The following is a 23137-nucleotide window of genomic DNA, read 5'->3' as shown; positions in this document are numbered from 1 at the left end:
GCGAACCACCCGCCACAGAGCGCCGGAAAGGCCCTGTAAGCCCCCTCACGCGCCAAAGGTCCGTGTTCAGATCGTTCCTTTACGGCCGCCACGGCCCATGCGATTGTCGGTATGTCTGCACGTCCTGAACAGGAGGCCGACAATGCGACTCCCCAGCCGACCCGCGCTGATCGGGATCATCGCCGCACTCGCCCTCACCTCCTGCGGCACCGGCGGCGGCTCCGGCAAAGGCAGCGTCACCCTCACCATCGCCGCCAACTCCATCGAAGGCGGCAAGAACGCCGAGTCCGCCCAGTGGATCAAGCAGTGGGTGATCCCGGAGTTCGAGAGGACCCACCCCAACGTCAAGGTCCTGTTCCAGGGCAGCGGCGTGGACGACGAGCAGTACAAGACCAGGATCGCGCTCGACCTCAAGTCCAGGACCGGCGCCGACGTGATCGACCTCGACGGCATCTGGGTCGGCGAGTTCGCCCAGGCGGGCTACATCAAGCCGCTCACCGAGGTCGGCGGCGCCACCGTCGAGCAGTGGGAGGGCTGGGCCCAGATCCCCCAGGCCGTGCAGGGCCTCGGCATCTTCGACGGCAAGAAGTACGGCCTGCCGCAGGGCACCGACGGCCGCGTCCTGTTCTACAACAAGACCCTCTTCACCAAGGCCGGCCTGCCCGCCACCTGGCAGCCCACGAGCTGGCAGGACATCGTCGACGCCGGCACGAAGCTCAAGGCCGCCGGCGTCCCCACCCCCGTCCAGCTCAACGCCGGCACCGCCATGGGCGAGGCCACCACCATGCAGGGCCTCCTCCCCCTCCTCGCCGGCGCCGGAGCCGAGATCTACAGCGCCGGCAAGTGGACCGGGGCCGCGCAGCCACTCAAGGACGCCCTCGGCCTCTACCAGCAGATCTACGGCGGCAGCGGCCTCGGCGACCCCAAACTCCAGCAGGAGGCCAAGGGCCGCGACAAGTCCTTCGCCCAGTTCGCGGAAGGCAAGATCGGCATCCTCGCCGAGAGCGACTACTTCTGGCGCTCCGTCATCGAGCCCCAGGCCGGCGTCGCCCCCATGAAGGACCGCGACCAGGCCGTCGGCTACGCCAAGATCCCCGCCAGGCAACCCGGCGCCGGCATCCGCGGCCAGGACTTCGTCAGCATGTCAGGCGGCGCCGTACGCGTGCTCAACCCGTTCTCCAAGAACCCCAGGCTCGCCTGGGACCTGCTCGCCTTCATGCACTCCGCCGCCGCCACCAAGTCACAGCTCGCCGGGCAGGTCCGCATCAGCGCCCGCGCCGACGTCAACGACGAGGTGCTCACCGCCGACCCCATGCTCAAGTACATCGCCGACGAGGTGCTCCCCCTGACCGCCTACCGGCCGGGCGTCGCCGTCTACCCGCAGGTCTCCGCCGCCCTTCAGGAGGCCACCGCGGCGGTCGTCAGCGGCAAAACCGCCGACGAGGCCGCCACCGCCTACCAGAGCGCACTCGAGGACATCGTCGGTGGCGCGGCCAACATCAGCGGCTGACGCCGCCGGGCTCGGCCAGGGCAGGGCGATCGCGTTCGTCCTGCCCGCCCTCGCCCTCATCGCCGTCTTCCTCGTCTTCCCCGCGCTGTGGACCATCTACCTCGGCCTCACCGACTACCGCCTCACCGGCCTGGCCGCCGCCGACCCGCAGCTCGTCGGCACCGACAACTACACCGGCGCCCTCGGCGACCCCCGCTTCCTGTCCTCCCTGTGGCTGACCCTCCTGTACGTCGGCGGCTCGGCCGTCATCGGGCAGGCCGGGCTCGGTTTCGCCCTCGCCTGGGTCCTGCGCACCCGCGGCGGCCCCCTGCGCCGTGCCGTCGAAGGCGTCGTCCTGCTGTCGTGGATCCTGCCCAGCACCGTCGTCGGCTTCCTCTGGTTCGCCCTGCTCGACCGCGACGACGGCACCCTCAACGCCCTTCTGCACACCCCCGGCTTCGCCTGGCTCCTCGACCACCCGCTGCTGTCGATCATCGTCTTCAACGTGTGGCGCGGCACGGCGTTCAGCATGATGCTCTACTCCGCCGCACTCGAGAACGTGCCGCCCTCCCACCTCGAGACCGCCCGCCTCGCGGGCGCGAGCGTCCCGCAGCAGCTCCGCGACGTCGTCCTGCCGCGCATCCGCCGCCACATCCTGACGAACCTGCTGCTCATCAGCCTGTGGACGTTCAACGACTTCACGCCGTTCGTCCTCACCGGCGGCGGCCCGGAAGGCCGCTCGGAGATCCTGCCCGTGTACGTCTACCGCGTCGCGCTCAGAGACGGCCAGCTCGGCGCCGGAGCCGCCATCTCCTTCCTCATCCTGCTCATCAACCTGGTCTTCGCCCTGGCCTACCTGCGCCTCCTGCGCGGCCGGCGCCGCCACCAGGAGATCACCGCCGCCGCGGGGCCGCCCGCATGATCCGCCGCACCGTCGGCAGGCTCGCCGCCACCGTCTTCATCGCCGTCGTCCTGGCGTTCTTCACGCTCCCCATGCTCTGGCTGGCCAGCGCCCCCTTCGACGACACCCCGGCCATCACCACCTCCATCCCCGAGTTCACCCTGCGCAACTTCGCCGCCATCCTCGACAACCCCTACGCCCTCGGCTCCATCCGCAACTCCCTCATCCAGGGCGGGGGCGCCGCCGCCCTGGTCGTCGTCCTCGCCGCGCTGGCCGCCTACGCTCTCTCCCGCGTCCGCGTACCCGGCCGCGACGTCCTCCTCTACCTGCTCCTGCTGCTGTCGTCCGTCGTCACCGGCACCGCCGCCATGGTGCCCATCTTCGAACTCGCCACCCGGCTCGACCTCATCGACACCCACCTCGGCGTCATCCTCGTCGTCTCCGGCGGCCTCCTGCCCGCCGCCATCTTCATCCTCAAGGACTTCATGGACGACACCCCCACCTCCTACGAGGAGTCCGCCCGCGTCTTCGGCGCCACCCCGCTGCAGATCCTGCGCCACATCGTCGTCCCCCTCGTCAGGCCCGGCCTGGCCACCATCGCCGTCTGGGCCCTCGCCAGCGTCTGGGGCGGCTTCCTCTTCCAGTTCATCCTGCTCAGAGACCCCGCCAAGGCCCCCGGCTCGGTCATCCTCTACACCCTCTACACCGAGGGCGGCGCGCCCAGGCTCGACCTCATCTCCACCTTCTCCCTGCTCTACTCCCTCCCCGTCGTCGCCATGTACCTCTTCGTCTCCCAGCGCTACGGCTTCCGCTTCCACGGAGGGATCAAACGGTGATCACCCTGCACGCCCTCACCAAGGTCTTCCCCGGCGGGGTCCGCGCGCTCGACGACATCCACCTCACCATCGCCGACGGCGAGTTCTTCGCCCTCCTCGGCCCCTCCGGCTGCGGCAAGACCACCCTCCTGCGCACCATCGCCGGGCTCGAGACGCCCACCGGCGGCACCGTCCGCATCAACGGCAAGGACGTCACCCGCCTCCCGCCAGGGGACCGCGACGTCGCCATGGTCTTCCAGGACTACGCGATCTTCCCCCACATGGACGTCACCACCAACATCGCCTACCCCCTGCGCATCAGGAAGGTCCCCCGCGCGGAACGCACCACCAGGGCCGCCGGCGTCGCCGCCCGGCTCAGCCTCACCGAACTCCTCCACCGCCGCCCCGCCGAGCTCTCCGGCGGCCAGCAGCAACGCGTCGCGCTCGCCCGAGCCATCGCCTGCCATCCCACCGCCTTCCTCTTCGACGAGCCCCTGTCCAACCTGGACGCCCGGCTCCGCCTCGAAGCCCGCACGTTCCTCAAGCGGCTCCAGCGCGAACTCGCCGTCACCACCGTCTTCGTCACCCACGACCAGGCGGAAGCCCTCGCACTCGCCGACCGCATCGCCGTCATGTCCGAGGGCCGCATGATCCAGGTCGCCACCCCCGCCGAGATCTTCCACCGCCCCGCCACGACCTTCGTCGCCTCGTTCATCGGCTCCACCCCCATGAACCTGCTCCCCGCCCGAGCCACCACCACCGCGCTCCACGTCGCCGGCGCCACCCTCCCCCTCCCCGAAGGCGTCACGGCCGGCGACCACCTCACCTACGGCGTACGCCCCGAATACATGACCCTCTCCGCCACCGAAGGCCCCGGCGCGTTCCCCGGCGTCATCACCGTCCTGGAGAACCTCGGCACCCACACCCTCGTCACCCTCGAAGCCCCCGGCACCCTCATCCAGGCCGTCGTCCCCGAAGGCGAGGAACCGTCCCTCGGCACCCCCGCGTGGGCCACCCCCCGCCGCGCCCTCCTCTACCGCGACGGCACCCTCCACACCACCCCGTGAGACCCCCGCCATACTGGACACATGGCCACCAGGAACTGGACCCTGCACCTCGACCTCGACCAGTTCATCGCCGCGGTCGAGCTGCTGCGCCATCCCGAGCTCCGCGGCAGGCCCGTCGTCGTCGGCGGCACGGGCGACCCCACCCAGCCGCGCACGGTCGCCGCCACCGCCACCTACGAGGCCCGCGAGCACGGCGTCCACTCCGGCATGCCCCTGCGCACCGCTCTCAGGCGCTGCCCCGACGCCGTCTTCCTGCCCAGCGACCCGCCCGCCTACGAGGCCGCCTCAGAGCGCGTCATGGCCGTCCTGCGCGAGTTCCCCGTGCTCGTCGAGGTCTGGGGCTGGGACGAAGCCTTCCTCGGCGCCACCACCGACGACCCGGAAGCCCTCGCCGCCGACCTCCAGCGCGCCGTACGCGACCGCACCCGGCTCGACTGCTCCATCGGCATCGGCGACAACAAGCACCAGGCCAAGCTCGCCTCCGCCTTCGCCAAACCCGCCGGAATCCACCGCCTCACCACCGGCAACTGGGCCGAGACCATGAACCATCGCCCCACCGACGCGCTCTGGGGCATCGGCGCCAGGATCTCCAAGAAACTCGCCGCGCTCGGCCTGCACACCGTCGCCGAACTCGCCGCCGCCGACCCCGCCGAGCTGGCCCGCCACTTCGGCCCCACCAACGGCCCCTGGTACCGCTACCTCGCCCTCGGCAAGGGCGAGGCCGAAGTCGTCACCACACCCTGGATCGCCCGCGGCCACAGCCGGGAAACCACCTTCCCCCGCGACCTCACCGACAGAGCCGAGCTCACCCGCCACCTCACCGCGCTCGCCGAACACGTCACCCAGGACGCCGTCGACGCCGGCCGCGAGATCACCCGCGTGTCCGTCAAACTCCGGACCACGCCGTTCCTGACCCGCACCCGCCAGTCAAAACTGCCCGCCCCCACCACCGACCCGGCCCTCGTCACCCGGACCGCCCTCGGCATCCTCGACCGCCACGACCTCACCCACCCCGTCCGCCTCATCGGCGTGGCCGTCGAATACACGATGCCGGAGGGCTGACCACTCACCCCACCTGGTCACTGCGAACGGCGCAGAGCCCGCCCTGACGGGCGAGCATGCGCGCGAGAACTCCGCTCCACCCTCCCGAATGTCTCTTTGACTTACTCTCCGCCCTTTTGGACGTAGCTGCGCACGAACTCCTCCGCGTTCTCTTCGAGAACTTCGTCGATCTCGTCCAGGATCGCATCGACATCGTCCGTGAGCTTCTCCTGCCGCTCCTGAACGTCAGGTGCCGCCGACGCCTCGGTCTCCTCGACTTCGGACTCGCGCCGTCCGGTCTGCTTCTGGCCGCCGGTGTCCTTGGTTGCCATGTCCTACCTCCGCTTGGGGGACTGCCTCTAGGCATATCTTCCCCGAACGAGCCGACATTTCGCGCCGAACGCCCTGCGATCTTGCCCGCTTGACTAGATAGCAATCCTATCTAACAATGAATCCCCGTACCTACAGGAGGTTCAGATGTCCCCTTCGTCCCTGAGCACCGCGGGTGTGCTCCTCATCACAGTCCCCGGGGTGGCCTACGGCGGCGTGACGCTGCTGTCGTTCCTGATGAAGAACGTCCCCGGCTACCTGGACAACCCGGTCCGCCGCGGCCTGTGGCGGGCGGGTCACGCGCATGCGGGCGTGCTGGTGCTGTTCGCCCTCGTGGCGATGCTGTACGTGGACCAGTCGGGCCTGCCGGACGCGCTGCGGGCGGTCACGCGGACGCTGATCGTGGCGGCCCCGATCCTGATGCCGCTGGGGTTCTTCCTGTCGGTGGTGCGGCCGCGCGACACGAAGCCGAGCAAGCTGATCTACCTGACGGTGGCGGGCGGCGTCTGCCTGGCGGCGGGCACGCTGATGCTGGGAATCGGCCTGTTCCTCTGAGGGGCCGGCCCCTACCGCCGGTCAGAGATGGTCATTCGCCGCCGGTGAGCGCGGAGACGAGCTCCGCGGCGGTCTTGCACCGGTCGAAGAGCTCGCCGACGTGGGCCTTGGTGCCGCGGAGCGGTTCGAGGGTGGGGACGCGCTGGAGCGATTCGCGTCCGGGGATGTCGAAGATGACGGAGTCCCAGGAGGCGGCGGCGACGGATTCGCTGTACTGGCGCAGGCAGCGGCCGCGGAAGTAGGCGCGGGTGTCGCTGGGCGGGTTCTCGACGGCGCGCTGGACCTCTTCCTCGGTGACGAGCCGCTGCATGCGCCCGCGGGCGACGAGGCGGTTGTAGAGGCCCCGGTCGGGCCGGATGTCGGAGTACTGCAGGTCGACGAGCTGCAGGCGTGGGTGGGACCAGGCGAGGCCGTCGCGGCTGCGGTAGCCCTCGAGGAGCTCCAGTTTGGCGACCCAGTCGAGTTCGCGGGCGAGCTGCATGGGGTCCTCGGCGAGGCGGGTGAGGACGGATTCCCAGCGATCGAGGATGTCCTTGTTCATCTCGTCCTGGGCGGTGCCGCGCTCCTCGACGTACTTGCGGGCTTGTTCGAGGTACTCCATCTGGAGCTGCACTGCGGTGAGCTTGCGGCCGTCGCGCATGGCGATCTCGTAGCGGCAGCTCGGGTCGTGGGAGACGGCGCGCAGGGCCTGGACCGGGTTCTCGACGGCGAGGTCGCGGGTGAGGAAGCCTTCTTCGATCATGGCGAGGACGAGGGCCGTGGTGCCGAGCTTCAGATATGTGGAGATCTCGGACATGTTGGCGTCGCCGATGATCACGTGGAGGCGGCGGTACTTCTCCGGGTCGGCGTGCGGCTCGTCGCGGGTGTTGATGATGGGCCGCTTGAGCGTGGTCTCGAGGCCCACCTCGACCTCGAAGAAGTCGGCTCGCTGGCTGATCTGGAAGCCTTCGCCGCGGGAGTCCTGGCCGATGCCGACCTTGCCGGCGCCGGTGACGACCTGGCGGGAGACGAAGAAGGGGGTGAGGTGCCTGACGATGTCGGCGAAGGGGGTGGCACGCCGCATGAGGTAGTTCTCGTGGCAGCCGTAGGAGGCGCCCTTGGCGTCGGTGTTGTTCTTGTAGAGCTGGATGGGGGCGTTGGAGGGGATGGCGGACGCGCGGGTGGCGGCGTCGTACATCACTCGTTCGCCGGCCTTGTCCCAGATGACGGCCGCCCGGGGGTTGGTGCATTCGGGCGAGCTGTATTCGGGGTGGGCGTGGTCGACGTAGAGCCTGGCTCCGTTGGTGAGGATGACGTTGGCCAGGCCGAGATCCTCGTCGGTGAGCTGGGTGGGGTCGGCCACTTCCCTGGCCAGGTCGAAGCCGCGCGCGTCGCGGAGCGGGTTCTCCTCCTCGAAGTCCCATCGTGCTCTGCGCGCGCGGGCCGCCGAGGCGGCCAGGTAGGCGTTCACGACCTGTGAGGAGGTCACCATCGCGTTGGCGCCTGGCTGGCCGGGTACGGAGATGCCGTACTCGGTCTCGATGCCCATCACCCGACGCACCGTCATGCAACACCCTCTGTTCGTCCGGGTCTGTCTATCCGCCGTTTATATGCCCGAGCCTATGCCCTTCACAGTGCCCCAGGGCCACAGAGTTATGGCACCGACGTCTTTTCCATCTGTACGGCCGGACCTGATGGGGTTTGTGTGGATCTGCGGGGCTTGAGTAGCCGCTGGATGGGGCGTTCGGCAAAGGAGTAGACGAGATACGACACGAGAATCGACACCAGTGTCGTGATCGTGGCGACCGCCCAGGGGGGCAGGTGCCCGGTGAGCAGCGGGATGAGGGCCACGGCGATGACGCTATGGAACAGGTAAAGCGGGTATGTCGTGCCGCCGAGCGCGGTGAGCGTCCGGGAGGATCGCATCCGCAGCACGCCGAGCGCCATGAGGATCATCACGGCGAAGATCAGTGTGAGGGTGATGATCACGCTGAGGTCCGTGACGGGCATGTTCTTGAACCCGGCGGCGTCGATGCGGCGGCCCACGCGGCCGAGGGCCGAGTGGAGGGAAAGCCCGTAGGAGACGGCGATCCAGAGCCAGGGCAGCCACCCGCCGCGGTGCTTGTGGACGAGGTAGAGGGCCATGCCGGCGACGAAGTACCCGGCGTAGTCGGGCATGACGATCTCGCGGACGAGCTCGGGCACGGCGATGTCGTTGTCCTCGAGGAGTTTGACGCCGAGGGCGGCGGCGAGCCAGATGCCGCAGAAGGTCAGGACGCGCCCGCGCGTGACGCCGATGATCACGAGGATGGCGATCAGCAGGTAGAAGCGGAGCTCTGCCCAGAGCGACCAGTAGACGCCGCTGGCGTCGGTGACCTTGAACAGCCGCTGGAACATGCTGGCGTTCAGCAGGTATTCACCTGGGGAAAGTTTTGGGTCCAGCGCCTTGGCGCCGGTGAGGCCGTACAGGGCGGCGATGGCGGCCAGGCTGAGCCAGTAGGCGGGGTAGAGGCGGACGAGCCGGGAGCGGGCGAACGCGCCGAGGCCACGGCCCCACACGGTCATGAGGATGACGAAGCCGCTGATGATGAAGAACAGCTCGACGCCGAGGATGCCGAGCCCCGCGATGGGGGCTAACGCGGGGAACAGCTCGGCCGGCCGGTCTCCCCAGACGGAGGCGTAGGCGACCAGGTAGTGGAAGGCGACGACGGCGAGGGCGGCGAGGAAGCGCAGCAGGTCGAGCTCGGCCAACCGGCCGTCTCCCCGGGCGTGTCTGGATCGGGACCGGTTGGGTGGTTGCACGCCACCTTTGACGTCACTCTGATCACTTTGGTTCCACTGGACCCTCCGTTCCCACGAGCAACACGCGTGCGGCGCGGCCGAGGCCGAGCCGGTCGCGGGCGGCGGGGGTGAGGGCGAGCAGCCCGGCGGCGCCGGCGGCGCCGCAGCCGGACAGGGCGACGCCGTGGGCGGCGAGCAGGCGGGTGGCGGCGGCGGCCTGCTCGTCGGTGATGGTGACGTACAGGTCGGCGAGGTGGGACAGCAGCCGGTGGGCCAGGAGGGAGGGCTCGCGGCAGTCGAGCCTGCCGAGGGTGGTGGGGTGGCCGCTGACGCGGACGGGCTCGCCGGCGCGGGCGCTGGCGATGAGGCAGGGCGCGCCGTCCGGTTCGACGACGACGATCCTGGGGTGCTCGCCCCACCGGTCACGTATGTAACCGGCCGCCGCGGCGGCGAGCCCGCCGACGCCCGCCTGCACGAACACGTGTGTGGGCCCCGCCTCCTCGTGCCCGCCGTACGCACCTGTGGGCTCCGCTGAGGGCGGGAACGCGCCGGGGTCGGACATTTCATCGAACAGGACGCTGTAACCGCGCATGACGTCCAGGGGGACGCCGGTGTAGCCGTCCCACGAACTGTCGGCCACGAGCCGCCAGCCGTGCTCCTGGGCGGCGGCCATGGCGGCGGTCATGCTCGCCTCGTAGTCGTGCCCGGCGCGCCGCACCTCGGCGCCGAGCGCGCGCAGCCGCTGCGCGAACGGCTCGGGCACGCCTTCGCTGAGGTAGACGACGCACGGCACCCCTACCTCCGCCGCGCCGGCGGCGACGGAGATACCGTGGTTGCCGGCGCTGGCGCACACGAACGGCGCGCCGCCGCCGTCGCGTTCGGCGAGCAGGTGCACGGCGTACGCGCCGCCGAGCGCCTTGAAGCTGCCCAGCCCCATGCGGCCGCTCTCGTCCTTGACGAAGGCGGTCCCGGCTCCGCCCAGGCCGGGGATCGCGTGGACGGGGGTGGGCCGGTAGTCGGGGTGGCGGGCGAACCGGGCACGGGCCTGGCGGGCGTGCTCGACGCCGATGAGCGCACGGTCGTGCTCGGTGTACGGCGCCCGGCCCGGGTTGAGGTATTCCATGATCGCCATGCTAGGCGCGCCCCGCCCGCACACCGGGGACGCCCACCGAATCGCCACGCCGAGGCCGGCCCGCCGGTCCCACGCGGGCGAGCGGGCCGCCTCGCCCCGGCACACGGGCGGGCCGCCGCAGCGAGCCCGGGCGGCTGCTATGTGTGGTCCTGGGCGGCGGCGATGGCGGCCTGGCCGAGGCTGAGGCCGCCGTCGTTGGGTGGGACGCGGACGTGTTTGAGGACGCGGAAGCCGGCCGCGCGGAGCCGTTGGACGGTGCGGTCGAGGAGGAGGGCGTTCTGGAAGACGGCGCCCGAGAGGGCGACGGCGGTCAGGCCGGTGGCCTGCCTGAGGGCGACGCAGGTGCGGGTGATGGCGGCGGCGACGCCGTTGTGGAAGCGGCCGGCGATGACGCCGGGGTCGGTGCCGGCGGTGAGGTCGTCGGCGGCGGCGCGGACGAGGTCGCCGGCTTCGACGATCAGCGGGCCGGAGGTGGTGGTGAGGGCGGCGGGGTAGGCGCCGGTCTCGGCGGGGTCGGCGCGCTGTTCGAGTTCGATGGCGGCCTGCCCCTCGTACGTGATCTTGTCGCGGATGCCGAGCAGCGCGGAGACGGCGTCGAACAGGAGGCCGGCGCTGGAGGTGAGCGGCGAGTCGAGCCCGGTGGCGGCGAGGTGGACGGCATCGGCCCAGCGTCCGGCGTTGCGCCGGGCGACGTCGAGCCCGGGGTGGTCGTCGCGGAGGTAGGCGGCGGTCATGCGCCAGGGCTGCCTGACGGCGGCGGCGCCGCCGGGCATGGGGATCTGGGCGAGGTGGCCGAGGCGTTCGTAGCCGGCCAGGTCGGCGCGGAGGAACTCGCCGCCCCACAGGGTGCCGTCGGTGCCGTGGCCGAGCCCGTCGAAGGCGACGCCGATCACGGGTCCCGGGTCGCCGTTGTCGGCGAGGCAGGCGGCGATGTGGGCGTGGTGGTGCTGAACGCCGACGTGTTCGACGCCGGTGATCTCGAGGGCGTGCCTGGTGGACAGGTAGCCGGGGTGCAGGTCGTGGGCGACGACCTCGGGGTGGATGCCGAACAGGCCGCAGTAGTGGTCGATGCCTTCGACGAAGGTGCGCAGGGTGTCGTGGTTCTCGAGGTCGCCGAGGTGCTGGGAGACGAACGCGCGCCGTCCCTGGGCCAGGCAGAAGGTGCTCTTGAGCTCGGCGCCGCAGGCGAGGACGGGCCTGGGGACGGGGCGGCGCAGGGCGAGCGGTTCGGGGGCGTGGCCGCGGGCGCGGCGCAGCATGGTGATGGCGCCCGGCAGGGGGCGGATGACGGAGTCGTCGGTGCGCTGGTGGATGGCGCGGTCGTGGGTGAGGAAGGCGTCGGCGATGCCGCCGAGGCGGATGAGCGCGTCGTCGTCCTCGTACGCGATGGGTTCGTCGGAGACGTTGCCGCCGGTCAGGACGATCGGTTCGGCGAGTTCCGCGAGCAGGAGGTGGTGCAGGGCGGTGTAGGGCAGCATGAGGCCGAGGCTGCGGTAACCGGGCGCGACGGAAGGTGCGACGGCGAGGCCGCCGGTCGGGACGCCGGTGGCGGCGCCGGTCGGGGCGCCGAGGGGGGCACCAGAGGAGGCGCCGGTGGGGGCGCTGTCGCGGCGGGGCAGCAGCACGATGGGGCGGGCGCGGCCGGTGAGGAGCGCGGCGGCGGTGTCGTCGATCTCGGCGAGCAGGCGGGCCTGGGCGAGGTCGGCGGCCATGACCGCGAACGGTTTTTCCTCTCGGTGCTTTCGGCCGCGCAGGGCGGCGGCGGCGCGTTCGTCGGAGGCGGTGACGGCGAGGTGGTAGCCGCCGAGGCCCTTGACGGCGACGACGTGTCCGGCGCGCAGGAGGGCGGCGGCGCAGGCGATGGGGTCGCCGCACAGTTCGGTGCCGCGCGGGTCGCGCAGGCGCAGCCGGGGCCCGCAGGCGGGGCAGCAGGTGGCCTGGGCGAGATGGCGGCGGCCGGCGGGGTCGTGGTACTCGCGGGCGCAGTCGTCGCACATGCCGAAGGCGGCCATGGTGGTCATGGGCCGGTCGCCGGGGGCGCCGCGGACGACGGTGAAGCGGGGGCCGCAGCCGGCGCAGTTGATGAACGGGTAGCGGTGGCGGCGGTCGGCGGGGTCGGCGAGTTCGCGCAGGCAGTCGTCGCAGGTGGCGGTGTCGGCGGAGACGAGGGCGCGGCGGGGTCCGGCGGGGTCGCCGGTGGCGATGGTGAAGCCGCGGTGGCCGGCGGGTTCGCCGCTGACGACGGTGACGCGTTCGATGGCGGACAGGGCGGGGGCGTCGCGTTCGAGCGCGGTGAGGAACTCCTCGACGCCGGCGTGTGCTCCTTCGACCTCGATGTGCACGCCGTTGACGTCGTTGTGCACGCGCCCGGCGAGGCCGAGCCGGTTGGCGAGAGAGTAGACGAAGGGCCGGAAGCCGACCCCTTGGACGAGGCCTTCGACGTGCACGTCTACCCGTTTGAGCGTGGTCACAGGGCCAGTGTGCGCCTCATCGGGGTGACGTGCATGCGTATCCGCCGTGTCGCCGCGCGTTCAGCGCGCGTTCACTGTCCGTTACGGCAGGAGCGGGCGGGTGGCGGACAGGCGGCAGGGCCGGGCGGGGAGTCCCGCTCGGCCCTGCCGTCCAGGGGTTTTACAGGTACTGGCCGGTGTTGGCGACGGTGTCGATGGACCGGCCGGCTTCGGTGCCCTGCTTGCCGGAGACGAGCGTGCGGATGTAGACGATCCGCTCGCCCTTCTTGCCGGAGATGCGGGCCCAGTCGTCGGGGTTGGTGGTGTTGGGCAGGTCCTCGTTCTCGGAGAACTCGTCCACGCAGGCCGTGAGCAGGTGCTGCACCCGCAGGCCCTTCTGGCCGCTTTCGAGGAACTGCTTGATGGCCATCTTCTTGCCCCGGTCGACGATGTTCTGGATCATCGCGCCGGAGTTGAAGTCCTTGAAGTAGAGGACTTCCTTGTCGCCGTTGGCGTAGGTCACCTCGAGGAAGCGGTTCTCTTCGCTCTCGGTGTACATGCGCTCGACGACGCTCTGGATCATGCCCTGGATGGTGGCCTCGCGGGAGCCGGAGTGCTCCGTCAGGTCATCGGGGTGCAGGGGCAGGTCGGAGACGAGGTACTTGGAGAAGATGTCCTTGGCCGCCTCGGCGTCCGGCCGCTCGATCTTGATCTTGACGTCCAGGCGGCCGGGCCGCAGGATCGCCGGGTCGATCATGTCCTCGCGGTTGGAGGCGCCGATGACGATGACGTTCTCCAGGCCCTCGACGCCGTCGATCTCCGACAGCAGCTGGGGGACGATGGTGTTCTCCACGTCGGAGGACACGCCGGAGCCTCGGGTGCGGAAGATCGAGTCCATCTCGTCGAAGAACACGATCACCGGGGTGCCCTCTGAGGCCTTCTCGCGGGCCCGCTGGAAGACCAGGCGGATGTGCCGCTCGGTCTCGCCGACGTACTTGTTGAGCAGCTCCGGGCCCTTGATGTTGAGGAAGAAGCTCTTGCCGGACTGGCCGGTCTTCTCCGCGACCTGCTTGGCCAGGGAGTTGGCGACGGCCTTGGCGATGAGCGTCTTGCCGCATCCGGGCGGCCCGTACAGCAGGACGCCCTTGGGGGGACGGAGCTTGTGCTCGCGGAACAGGTCGGAGTGCAGGTAGGGCAGCTCGATGGCGTCCCTGATCTGCTCGATCTGCCGCATGAGGCCGCCGATCTCCTCGTAGGAGATGTCGGGGACCTCTTCCAGGACGAGCTCTTCGACTTCGGACTTGGGTATGCGCTCGTAGACATAGCCGGAGCGAGGTTCGAGCAGGAGCGAGTCGCCGGCCCTGATGGGCTGGCCGACCAGCGATTCGGCCAGTCGCACGACGCGCTCTTCGTCGGCGTGCGAGATGACCAGGGCCCGCTTGCCCTCGTCGAGCAGTTCCTTGAGCATCACGATCTCGCCGACCTCTTCGTAGCCGAGTGCCTCGACCACGTTGAGCGCCTCGTTGAGCATGACCTCCTGGCCACGCCTCAGCGAGTCGACGTCGACGGCCGGGCTGACGTTCACGCGGAGCTTGCGCCCTCCGGTGAACACCTCGATCGTGCCGTCTTCTCTGGCCTCGAGGAAGGTGCCGAAGCCGGATGGCGGCTGCGCCAGCCGGTCGACCTCCTCCTTGAGTGCGACGATTTGGTCCCTGGCCTCCTTGAGGGTTGCCACCAGACGCTCGTTCTGGCCGGTCACGGCCGCGAGGTTCGCCTGTGCCTCATGGAGACGCTCTTCGAGGACCCTGGCCTGACGGGGTGACTCGGCCAGCTTCCGCCTCAGCGCGGTGATCTCCTCCTGGAGGAAGGAGACCTGTGTTGAAAGATCAGCGACCTCCCGTTCGCGCTGCGCGGCTCGAGCCTCAGCATCATCGCGAGCTGCCACGCCCCGTCACCTCCTTCCCAGTCGAGGGCGACTACTAAGGACCTTACCTATCTCGGGCCCCTCCGTAACCTGGCCGGGCAGTGTTCGTAGAGTGACATTCAGTATTCGTTGAATAATCCCCAATAGTGCGTTTAATACTCCCAGCATATGAACACGGCGATCTGTTCCCGTGTCACGCACCAACGCACCCTCGTGGCCAAATTGTCATAGTTCTTCAGTGGTCCCCTTCGGTCGTCGACGGCGCGGCGGCGGAGTCACGCCGTCGGCCATGCGCCGGGCGCTGACGAGGAACCCGGTGTGGCCGATCATCCGGTGATCGGGCCGCACGGCGAGCCCCTCGACATGCCAGTCGCGAACCAGGGTCTCCCACGCATGCGGCTCGGTGAAACACCCGTGATCGCGAATCGCCTCGACCGTCTTGGACATCTGCGTCGTCGTGGCCACGTAGCAGCAGATCACGCCCCCGGGCGTGAGCGCCTTCGCGGCGGCGTCGACGCACTCCCAGGGGGCGAGCATGTCGAGGATGACGCGGTCGACGTCGACCTCGTCGATGGAGGCGACCAGGTCGCCGACGACCAGGCGCCAGTTGTCGTCCATGGGGTCGGCGAAGAACTTCTGCACGTTCTTGCGCGCCACGTCGGCGAACTCCTCGCGCCGCTCGTAGGACGTGACGTGCCCCTCGGGGCCGACGGCGCGCAGCAGGAAGCAGGTCAGGGCACCGGAGCCGACGCCGGCCTCGATGACGCGGGCGCCGGGGAAGATGTCGGCCATGCCGACGATCATCGACGCGTCCTTGGGGTAGATGACGGCCGCGCCGCGCGGCATGGCGAGCGTGTAGTCCTGGAGGAGGTGGCGGAAGGCGAGGTACTGGGTGCCGCCGGAGGAGCGCACGACGGAGCCTTCAGGCTGCCCGATCAGCTCGCTGTGCGGGATGGCGCCCTTGTGGGTGTGGAAGACGCCGTCCTCCTTGAGCGTGATCGTGTGGCGCTTGTTCTTGGGGTCGGTGAGCTGCACCTGATCCCCCGCCTGGAATGGCCCATGCCTGCGGAAACCCATGGCGGCAAGGTTATAGGGCTTTTGAGCGCGCCAGGACGCGCGATATCAATGGGGGATGCTCCCGCGCGACGTGATCTCCTCCGGCGCTCTGATCCTGCGGCCTCCGGCCGAGGGCGACGCCGAGGCGGTGGTGAAGATGTGTGACGATCCGGTGACGGCCCGGTTCATGCCGTTGCTGCCGCAGCCGTACGAGATGGACGACGCCCTCGGCTACGTACGCCGGTCGGCGGCGGTCTGGGAGGGCGGCGGCGCGCAGTTCGCGATCACGGAGGGCGGGCGGTTCGCCGGGCTGGTCTGGCTGTCGGCGCCGGATCACTGGGGCGTGTCGGGCGCGGGGTTCATGGTGGCGCCGTGGGCCAGGGGCAGGGGCGTGGCGTCGACGGCGGCGCGGGCGGTGACCGACTGGGCGCTCGATCACGGGGTTCGCAGGGTGGAGCTGCAGGCCGAGGTGGAGAACGTGGCGAGCCTGCGGGCCGCGTACCGGGCGGGGTTCCGCGAGGAGGGGCTGCGGCGGGAGGCCAAGCGGCTGCGCGACGGGCGCTTCGCCGATTATGTGGTGTTCGCCAGGCTCCGGGGGGAGGCGGCGCCGGCGGTGGAGCCGTACCTGCCTCTGCTGGAGGGCGGGGCGCTGGACGACGGGGTGGTGCGGCTGACGCCGATGGCGCCCGGTGACGCCGCCGACTACCACGCGATGCTGGCCGAGCCGAGCGTGGCGGCGTACTCGGTGACGCCGCCGGCCTCGCTGGAGGACGCCTACCGGCGCTGCCGGTACACCGGGTACTGGTGGCTGTCGGGGCAGCGGGCGGAGATGGCGGTCAGGGACGCGGGCTCGGGAGCCTTCGCCGGGCACATCCAGCTCATGCAGGTGGCGCCGGTGCTGGGGCAGGCCATGATCGGCTACTCGCTGCTGCCGGGCTTCCGCGGGCGGGGCTTCATGACGCGGGCGGTGGAGCTGGTGGTGGGGTGGGCGTTCGCGCGCACGGCCCTGCACCGGATCGTGGCGGGCACCGACGTCGGCAACGCGGCCTCGCACGCGGTGCTGGAACGGGCGGGGTTCCGCCGGGAGGGCGTGCACCGGAAGCTGCTGCCGCGGCCGGACGGCACGCGGGCCGACGACGTCCAGTGGGCACGGCTGCGCCCGGCCTAGCGTGGGGCGGCTGTGGCCGATGTGGCGCCGGACGGCTCTGGCCGGTGTGGCGCGCGGCGGCTGCGCCCAGCAAGGCGCCGAGCTGCCGGGCGCAGGGTGGGGCGGGTGCCCGTTCTCGGGTCTGGAGGACCCCGCTGGGGCGCTGTGATGGCCGTGGGCTTGCTGTGACCTGTCAGGGGATCACGGCGATGTTGCGGCGGGACCGGACGACCGGTCCGAAATTGGCAAAAATCCTGATTTCCTGTTGAGGGGTAGTCAAGGGCCGCGTCGAGGGCGATAGTCAGGGCACCCGCCAGGCGAGTTTCGCGCGATCGGGCTGCGCGATCTCGCCCCCTCCGCCTCCGAGGGGATCTCGCGATGCCATACAACCGTGTCGACGTCGCCATGCGCGAACTCCTCTCCGCGTTCTCCTGCCTACAGTCCGCGGAGCTGACCGACCGGCTGGCGCGCACCGCCGCCGCCGTCGCGGGCACCGCCTATGCCGGGTTCGTCCGGGTGGACGCGCTCCGGCAGGAGGCGTGCCCGATGCACGTGCACACACCACCCGGCGACCCGCTGCGCCTGCGGCGGTGGCTGGACGAGTCGGGGGTGCTGAAGGAACTGGCCGCGTCCTGCGAGACGGTGCGGCTGCCGCCGGACGTCTCGATGGGCGAGCCGGGGTTCCTGGCCACGCCGGTGCCGGTGGTGGCGCGGGACCACACGTTCGTGTGGGTCGCGGGGCGGGGGTTCTGCGATGGTGACGAGCATCTGCTGGGGCGGTTCGCGACGGCGGCGGGGCGGGCGCTTGAGGCGGCCAGCGGGTGCGAGTCGGCGGTGCGGCTGTTGCGGGGCGTACGGGCTTTCCGACCGGTGCCGCCGTGATCTCAGGGCTTCGAGGCGGGCCGGATCCCGGGAATGGGATGGCCGGTACGCGGGGCCCTTGAGGGCGCCTCTCTCGTTTACGGGCGCGATTCCGCTCTCTCGCTTTCCGAAGGATCTTCACGATTTAACGGATTAGGCGAGATATTGCCTGCCATTTCACGATTAGGCGGAATACAACCTCCACGGTCTCCTCCCCCGCCACCCGCACCCCCGCCGGAAGCCCCGTTCCAGGCCTTGCCCGCGGCAAGGTCGGCGTCGGCGCCTCCACCGGCCGCCCCTCTCCGCCGCCCCGCTAGCGCCACCGCCCCGCTCGCGCCGCCGCCCCGCTAGCGTCACCGCCCCGCTCGCGCCGCCGCCCCGCCGGCCTCACCGCCCCCTCGCGTCGCAGCCCCGCGGGCGTCGCAGCCCTGCTCGCGTCACCGCGTGCGTTCGCCGCCCGCGTCGTCGCGCCGTTACGCCTGCCTGCCCACCCGCGTCGCCGCCCTGCCCTCCTCGCCTACACGCCTTGCCCTCGATACGCCTCACCCTCAATACGCCTCACCCTCAATACGCCTCACCCGCCAGCAATTCTCGGCCGGCTCGGAGAACACGCGCGGCACCCCACTTCCGCCCCACACAAGCACCCTTCACGGCTTTTGTCGCACTTTCGCCTTAATGTGCCGCGCGAACGGGAGTAAGCGATCACCTTCCATGCTCCTGAGCCCGCTCCGGTAGCGTGACCGGTCGTGAGAGTGCTCATCGTGGGCGGGAGCGGGTTCCTCGGCAGCGAGCTCGTACGGCGCTGCGCCGCCGCGGGCCACGACGTGGGAGCCACGTACCTCACCCGGCCGGGAGACCCGGCGCAGGCGACGTGGCTGCGCATGGACGTGCGGGAGAGACGGGACGTGGCCGCCGTGATCGACGCGTTCCGGCCGGAGGTGACGATCAACGCCGCGTACCGTCAGGCCGGCTGGGCGACGACGGCGGACGGCGCCGCGCACGTGGCGGCGGGGGTGGCGGGCGTGGGCGGGCGGCTGGTGCAGGTCTCCAGCGACGTGGTCTTCTCCGGGGCCGCGGACCGGTACGACGAGACGTGCCCGCCCGATCCGATCACCCCGTACGGGGCGGCCAAGGCGGCGGCGGAGACGGCCGTGCGGGCGATGCTGCCGGATGCCGCGATCGCCAGGACGTCCCTGATACTCGGGCACGGGCGGTCGGGGCACGAGACGCTGGTGCGGTCGCTGGCGTCGGGGGCGGGTGAGGGGGTGCTGTTCACGGATGACGTGCGGTGTCCCGTGCACGTCTGCGATCTGGCGGCGGCGCTTATGGAGGCGGCGGTGCTGGGGTTGTCCGGGGTGCTGCACGTGGCGGGGGCAGACGCGGTGAGCCGGTACGAGCTGGGGGTGCTCATCGCCCGCCGGGACGGTCTCGATCCGGCTCGCCTCCGCACCGGGCTCCGGGCCGGTTCCGGGGTGCCGGGGCCGCTGGAGCTGCGGCTGGACTGCTCGGCGACCCAGCACCGGCTCGCGACCCGGCTCAGGGGCGCCCGCGAATTCCTGGCCACGCCCACTGCCTGAACCACCAGCCGCCGGCACGAAAACCTGCGCGCGTGGCCGCTTCCCATGCGACCGCCCGCGCCCGAACCCCTGGGACGCGGGCGGCCGACGCAGGACCTGCTACCCCCGGTGCGCCTCGAACCGGAGCGTCCGGGACACCCCGACGCGGACCGTGGTCCCCGGGGCGATGGTGACGGGCTCGTTCGGCGGGATGTCGTAGAAGTTGGGGTCACCGGGCGGCTGGATCTGGGTGCCGTTGACGGAGCCCAGGTCCACCAGGTTGACGTCCCACCCGTCGAGCGCCACCCGCAGGTGCCGGCGCGAGACCGAGCCGTCCGGGCTGGTGACCTTGGCGGGCCTGGCGGTGCCGCCGGCCACCTCCGGCGCGCGTTCGGGGTCGCGGCCGAGGAGGTAGTCGCTCTCCAGGGGCAGCGCGGTGCCGTCGTCGAGGATGAGGACGCCGAGCGAGGGCCGCGGGCCCTTGTAGGGGACGAGCGTGCGCTGCACCAGGGCGATGCCGCAGACGGCGCAGTAGGGCACGCGGGGGTCGTTGAAGTGGTCGTTCTTGCAGTCGACGCCGTAGACCAGCGGGCGGTCGCCGTGGTCGGGCTGCTGCTGCTCCTGCTGCGGCGGGCCCGGGTGGTCGTACTGGTCGGGCGGGCCGAGCACGGGCGGCGCCGGCGGGTCGTAGTGGTCTGGCGGGCCCATGTGGTCGGGCGGGCCCATGTGGTCGGGCGGGCCCAGGTGCTGCGGGACCGGCTCGCCGACGCCGTTGCCGGAGGCGGGGGGCTCGTCGTAGGAGGGGAACTGCTGCTGCTCGGGCAGCGGCGGCGGCTGCTCCTGCGGGGGCTGGTAGGGCGACTCCTGCGGCGGCAGGTAGGGGGGCGGGGCCTCCGGCGGCGTGTGGTAGGCGGGCGGCTCCATCGGCGCGGGCTGGGGGCCGGAGGGCGGGCCGGGCACGATGGGCGGCTGGTCGGCCATCGGGTACGGCGGGCGCTCGACGGGCTGCTGCTGCTGGGGCTGGACGAGGTCGGGTTCGAGGTGGAAGCCGGTGGCGGGCAGCTCGCTGGTCAGCAGCCTGGGCTGGGCGGGGGCCGCGGGCCGGCCGGTGAACTCGCCGGTGAGGTCGCCGACGAGGCCGCCGCCGTGCACGATGCCGCCGTCGAAGCGGACGGCGGGATGGGGGCTGCCGGCGCCGGGCAGGCTGAGCTCGACGCGCTCGACGGGGCCGCTGACGAGGCGGTCGGCCCAGGTGAGGGAGTCGCTGCCGGCCAGCCGGGTCTCGCCGCCCGAGGTGACGATGGTGGCCGACGCGGAGCCGCTGACCAGGACGGCGACGCCGGCGCCGACGGGGCCGGCGACCGCGCAGGTGGCGGGGTCGGAGGCCATGTTGGCGGCGAGGACCTGCGCGGCACGGCGGGCCAGCGCCCGGCCGTCGCCACCGGAGGCGGCGGTCTCGCGCAGCGCCTCGATCAGGGCGTCGGCGGCCGACTCGGCGGAGTCGCACACGAGCAGCAGCCCGCCTTCGTAGGCGACCAGCCCATTTCCAGGAAGCGGACGCACCACTCCGAAGCCTTGGTCGGTCATGCGTCCTCCCTCATGACGACCGTGCTGCGCTCATCGGTGCCCTCGCTGCGCTCGGTCACTCAACTCTCCTCCCCGGAAGCCGGCGTTGTTACGGCACCCGCACTGCCGTGCTGGCCACCAGCCATACGCATACCCAGCCGACGAGGCCGTGTCGCGGCCCCCTCGTCTCGATTCGGTGAACCGGTGGACCCGCAACAAACCCCTTAACTGTGCAAGTTTGGCCAAACAGAACACTATCGGCCAGCCGTGGCATCGCAGAAATCGCGGGGGTCGGCTCCGGGCCACCCGAAACTGCTGGACACGACCCTATCGAGGGGCCGCCGGTTAAACGAGTGGGACAAATCAGACGCCGGTGAAAACCCTGTTCACGTCGGCCGTGGAGAGCACGCCGTAGATCTGCCCGCCGTCCTCGACCAGCAGGTACTCGCTGCCGGGGGCCTCGCGCATGGCGTCGATGAGCGGTTCGCCGGTCAGGGCGGCGTCGAGCACCATCCGGGGTTCGAGGGTCTTGGCCAGGGAGCCGACGTTCACCCAGGGGCGGCGGTGCTCGGGTGTGGCCTGGACGGCGGCCTCGTTGACGATGGCCAGGGGCGTGCCGTCGTGGTCGACGACGACGAGGGCGCCCGCCCGCTGCTCGGCGGCCTGCCGCAGCGCCTCCGACAGCGGTGTCTCGGCCGTCACCGGGATCGCCCTGCGGGCCAGGGCGCGCGCGTTGACCTGCGGGATCCTGGCCCTGATCTTGGCGACGCGCAGCGACTGGCTGGCGCCCATCCAGATGAACGAGGCCAGCACCAGCGGCCAGATGATGTTGGTGAAGTCGAGCTCCTGCCCGCTGGACAGCATGCTCACGATCGGGAACGCCACGAGCAGCACGGCCAGGACGCGCCCGCCCCAGGCGGCCACGACGGTGCCGGAGCCGGGGTTGCTGGTGATCTTCCACACTCCGGCGCGCAGCATCCTGCCGCCGTCGAGCGGCAGCCCGGGCAGCAGGTTGAACACGCCGACGATGAGGTTGGCGACCCAGAGCTGCCAGGTGAGCACCTCCAGGACGCCGCCGTTGTTGATCAGGTAGATGTCGGCGGCGAGACCGAGCCCGCCCAGGCCGAGCGAGAGCGCGGGGCCCGCGGCGGCGACCATGAACTCCTTGCCCGGCGTGGGCGGCTCCTTCTCGATCTCCGAGACGCCGCCGAGCAGGTAGAGGGTGATCCTTCGGACCGGCAGGCCGTACGCCTTGGCCAGCACGCTGTGCGCCAGCTCGTGCAGCAGCACCGAGATGTACAGCAGCACCGCGAACAGGAACGCCACCCCGTACGCGGCGAAGTCGTCGAGCTGTGGCAGCCTCTGGCGCATCTGGGGCCCGAACATGACGGTGATGAAGGCCGCCACGAGGAACCAGGTCCACGAGACGTACACCGGAATGCCGAACGGCTTTCCCATCCGGATGCCGGAGGACTCCTGCCGCGGGCTCTGCTCGCTCACCGCACTCCTTGAACGTCCATTACGTGCTGTTGCTGCCTTGATGCTACGCGCCCGATCACGTGATCCTCGTTCCGCGGCGGTTATTCTGTCGGGGTCTTGACCTAGAGTGCGGTGCATGACGTTGACCGAGCCGGTGATCATCGGAGCTCTCTCCCCGTCCCGGGCGGGCGATTTCATGACGTGTCCGCTGCTCTATCGCTTCCGGGTGATCGACCAGCTCCCGGAGAAGCCGTCGCAGGCGGCGGTGCGCGGCACGGTGGTGCACGCGGTCCTGGAGCGCCTGTACGACCTGCCGGCGCCGGGCCGCTCGGTGGAGGCGGCGCTGGAGCTGCTGGAGCCGCAGTGGGAGCGGCTGCTGGCCGACGACCCGCAGTACGCGCGGATGTTCGCCGACGAGGCGGAGCAGGCGCAGTGGCTGGGGCAGGCGCGGGAGATGCTGCGGCGCTACTTCACGCTGGAGGATCCGACGCGGCTGGAGCCGGCCGAGCGGGAGCTGTACGTGGAGGCGGTGCTCGACGGGGGGCTGATGCTGCGGGGTTACGTCGACCGGCTCGACGTGGCGCCGACGGGCGAGGTCCGGGTGGTCGACTACAAGACGGGCAGCGCGCCGGGGCCCGACTTCGAGGCCAAGGCGCTGTTCCAGATGAAGTTCTACGCGCTGGTGCTGTGGCGGCTGCGCGGCAGCGTGCCGCGGCTGCTGCAGCTCGTCTACCTGGGCGGGCAGGGCGAGGTGCTGCGGTACGCGCCGGACGAGGCGGATCTGCTGGCCACCGAGCGCAAGGTGATGGCGCTCTGGGCGGCGATCGAGCGGTCGCTGGAGACGGGCGAGTGGCGGGCGCGGCGCAGCCGCCTGTGCGACTGGTGCGACCATCAGGCACTGTGCCCGGAGTTCGGCGGCACGCCGCCGCCGGTGCCCGACCGTCAGCCGGGCGACACGGTGCGCAGCAGCCGCCGCGCGGCCACGGACGAGCTCTAGAGCCCCTCCAG

19 protein-coding genes are annotated in these 23137 nt (G+C 71.1%); 10 read left to right on the top strand and 9 right to left on the bottom strand.

The features are described from left to right. The first annotated feature begins 142 nt into the window (after positions 1 to 142). Genes HD593_RS19750 through HD593_RS19730 form a run of 5 tightly spaced genes read left to right on the top strand, consistent with a single transcriptional unit; the run spans position 143 to position 5334 of the window. Positions 143 to 1510 carry an extracellular solute-binding protein gene (locus tag HD593_RS19750; protein WP_185103544.1) on the top strand — a complete coding sequence of 456 codons (1368 nt, stop codon included), beginning with the start codon at positions 143 to 145 and terminating at the stop codon, positions 1508 to 1510. Then, entirely contained in the window at positions 1485 to 2411 is a 927-nt protein-coding gene (locus tag HD593_RS19745; RefSeq protein WP_185103543.1) for a carbohydrate ABC transporter permease, read from the top strand. The genes HD593_RS19750 and HD593_RS19745 overlap by 26 nt, the downstream gene beginning before the upstream one ends. Beyond that, the gene (locus HD593_RS19740; protein ID WP_185103542.1) at positions 2408 to 3226 is read left to right on the top strand and encodes a carbohydrate ABC transporter permease; all 819 of its coding nucleotides are present in this window, start codon (positions 2408 to 2410) and stop codon (positions 3224 to 3226) included. The genes HD593_RS19745 and HD593_RS19740 overlap by 4 nt, the downstream gene beginning before the upstream one ends. Beyond that, positions 3223 to 4272 carry an ABC transporter ATP-binding protein gene (locus HD593_RS63465; protein ID WP_185103541.1) on the top strand — a complete coding sequence of 350 codons (1050 nt, stop codon included), beginning with the start codon at positions 3223 to 3225 and terminating at the stop codon, positions 4270 to 4272. The genes HD593_RS19740 and HD593_RS63465 overlap by 4 nt, the downstream gene beginning before the upstream one ends. A gap of 21 nt (positions 4273 to 4293) precedes the next feature. Continuing rightward, complete coding sequence (locus HD593_RS19730; RefSeq protein ID WP_185103540.1) at positions 4294 to 5334, top strand: DNA polymerase IV; 1041 nt, start codon at positions 4294 to 4296, stop codon at positions 5332 to 5334. A gap of 101 nt (positions 5335 to 5435) precedes the next feature. On the opposite strand, the gene HD593_RS19725 is transcribed toward HD593_RS19730, so the two are convergent. Further along, positions 5436 to 5645 (bottom strand): ubiquitin-like protein Pup, encoded by a 210-nt coding sequence (locus tag HD593_RS19725; protein WP_148031422.1) that lies wholly within the window; start codon positions 5643 to 5645, stop codon positions 5436 to 5438. Positions 5646 to 5790: 145 nt separating this feature from the next. Between HD593_RS19725 and HD593_RS19720 the strand changes: the two genes are divergently transcribed. Then, positions 5791 to 6198 (top strand): hypothetical protein, encoded by a 408-nt coding sequence (locus HD593_RS19720; protein ID WP_185103539.1) that lies wholly within the window; start codon positions 5791 to 5793, stop codon positions 6196 to 6198. 31 nt (positions 6199 to 6229) lie between these two features. On the opposite strand, the gene dop is transcribed toward HD593_RS19720, so the two are convergent. The 6 genes from dop to HD593_RS19690 form a co-directional block, all read right to left on the bottom strand. Further along, positions 6230 to 7744, bottom strand: a complete 1515-nt coding sequence (gene dop / locus HD593_RS19715; protein ID WP_221524838.1) for a depupylase/deamidase Dop — start codon at positions 7742 to 7744, stop codon at positions 6230 to 6232. 86 nt (positions 7745 to 7830) lie between these two features. Next, a complete protein-coding gene (locus tag HD593_RS19710; protein WP_221524837.1) occupies positions 7831 to 8928 on the bottom strand; it encodes an acyltransferase family protein in 1098 nt (365 codons plus the stop codon). 73 nt (positions 8929 to 9001) lie between these two features. Next, positions 9002 to 10081: a pyridoxal-phosphate dependent enzyme gene (locus HD593_RS19705; RefSeq protein WP_185103537.1), complete on the bottom strand. Its 1080-nt coding sequence runs from the start codon at positions 10079 to 10081 to the stop codon at positions 9002 to 9004. A gap of 146 nt (positions 10082 to 10227) precedes the next feature. Beyond that, the gene (locus tag HD593_RS19700) at positions 10228 to 12561 is read right to left on the bottom strand and encodes a carbamoyltransferase HypF (protein WP_185103536.1); all 2334 of its coding nucleotides are present in this window, start codon (positions 12559 to 12561) and stop codon (positions 10228 to 10230) included. 160 nt (positions 12562 to 12721) lie between these two features. Then, a complete protein-coding gene (gene arc, locus HD593_RS19695; protein ID WP_185103535.1) occupies positions 12722 to 14485 on the bottom strand; it encodes a proteasome ATPase in 1764 nt (587 codons plus the stop codon). Between the two features lie 204 nt (positions 14486 to 14689). Next, the gene (locus HD593_RS19690; protein ID WP_185103534.1) at positions 14690 to 15541 is read right to left on the bottom strand and encodes a tRNA (adenine-N1)-methyltransferase; all 852 of its coding nucleotides are present in this window, start codon (positions 15539 to 15541) and stop codon (positions 14690 to 14692) included. Between the two features lie 55 nt (positions 15542 to 15596). Between HD593_RS19690 and HD593_RS19685 the strand changes: the two genes are divergently transcribed. The 3 genes from HD593_RS19685 (at position 15597) to HD593_RS19675 (ending at position 19105) form a co-directional block, all read left to right on the top strand. Next, on the top strand, positions 15597 to 16688 hold the full coding sequence (locus HD593_RS19685; protein ID WP_185103533.1) for a GNAT family N-acetyltransferase: 1092 nt from the start codon (positions 15597 to 15599) through the stop codon (positions 16686 to 16688). Between the two features lie 357 nt (positions 16689 to 17045). Then, on the top strand, positions 17046 to 17549 hold the full coding sequence (locus HD593_RS19680; protein WP_185103532.1) for a hypothetical protein: 504 nt from the start codon (positions 17046 to 17048) through the stop codon (positions 17547 to 17549). 725 nt (positions 17550 to 18274) lie between these two features. Next, complete coding sequence (locus tag HD593_RS19675) at positions 18275 to 19105, top strand: SDR family oxidoreductase (protein WP_185103531.1); 831 nt, start codon at positions 18275 to 18277, stop codon at positions 19103 to 19105. Between the two features lie 99 nt (positions 19106 to 19204). On the opposite strand, the gene HD593_RS19670 is transcribed toward HD593_RS19675, so the two are convergent. Both HD593_RS19670 and HD593_RS19665 read right to left on the bottom strand, forming a co-directional pair. Then, on the bottom strand, positions 19205 to 20671 hold the full coding sequence (locus HD593_RS19670) for an FHA domain-containing protein (RefSeq protein WP_185103530.1): 1467 nt from the start codon (positions 20669 to 20671) through the stop codon (positions 19205 to 19207). A gap of 342 nt (positions 20672 to 21013) precedes the next feature. After that, positions 21014 to 22150, bottom strand: coding sequence for a site-2 protease family protein (locus tag HD593_RS19665; protein ID WP_312903555.1), 1137 nt, complete (start codon positions 22148 to 22150; stop codon positions 21014 to 21016). A 115-nt stretch (positions 22151 to 22265) separates the two neighbouring features. On the opposite strand from HD593_RS19665, the gene HD593_RS19660 reads away from it, so the two are divergent. Continuing rightward, positions 22266 to 23126 carry a RecB family exonuclease gene (locus tag HD593_RS19660; RefSeq protein WP_185103529.1) on the top strand — a complete coding sequence of 287 codons (861 nt, stop codon included), beginning with the start codon at positions 22266 to 22268 and terminating at the stop codon, positions 23124 to 23126. Positions 23127 to 23137 lie beyond the last annotated feature (11 nt).

Source organism: Nonomuraea rubra (assembly GCF_014207985.1).
Taxonomy (GTDB): domain Bacteria; phylum Actinomycetota; class Actinomycetes; order Streptosporangiales; family Streptosporangiaceae; genus Nonomuraea; species Nonomuraea rubra.
Note: the sequence above shows the minus strand (reverse complement) of the source record. Positions and strands in the feature narration are given on the sequence as shown.

Coding starts and splice junctions, on each gene's coding strand:
- HD593_RS19750 (WP_185103544.1), top strand. CDS start 143: ATGCGACTCCCCAGCCGACCCGCGCTGATCGGGATCATCGCCGCACTC.
- HD593_RS19740 (WP_185103542.1), top strand. CDS start 2,408: ATGATCCGCCGCACCGTCGGCAGGCTCGCCGCCACCGTCTTCATCGCC.
- HD593_RS19730 (WP_185103540.1), top strand. CDS start 4,294: ATGGCCACCAGGAACTGGACCCTGCACCTCGACCTCGACCAGTTCATC.
- HD593_RS19725 (WP_148031422.1), bottom strand. CDS start 5,645: ATGGCAACCAAGGACACCGGCGGCCAGAAGCAGACCGGACGGCGCGAG.
- HD593_RS19720 (WP_185103539.1), top strand. CDS start 5,791: ATGTCCCCTTCGTCCCTGAGCACCGCGGGTGTGCTCCTCATCACAGTC.
- dop (WP_221524838.1), bottom strand. CDS start 7,744: ATGACGGTGCGTCGGGTGATGGGCATCGAGACCGAGTACGGCATCTCC.
- HD593_RS19705 (WP_185103537.1), bottom strand. CDS start 10,081: ATGGAATACCTCAACCCGGGCCGGGCGCCGTACACCGAGCACGACCGT.
- HD593_RS19690 (WP_185103534.1), bottom strand. CDS start 15,541: ATGGGTTTCCGCAGGCATGGGCCATTCCAGGCGGGGGATCAGGTGCAG.
- HD593_RS19685 (WP_185103533.1), top strand. CDS start 15,597: ATGCTCCCGCGCGACGTGATCTCCTCCGGCGCTCTGATCCTGCGGCCT.
- HD593_RS19680 (WP_185103532.1), top strand. CDS start 17,046: ATGCCATACAACCGTGTCGACGTCGCCATGCGCGAACTCCTCTCCGCG.
- HD593_RS19670 (WP_185103530.1), bottom strand. CDS start 20,671: ATGACCGACCAAGGCTTCGGAGTGGTGCGTCCGCTTCCTGGAAATGGG.
- HD593_RS19660 (WP_185103529.1), top strand. CDS start 22,266: ATGACGTTGACCGAGCCGGTGATCATCGGAGCTCTCTCCCCGTCCCGG.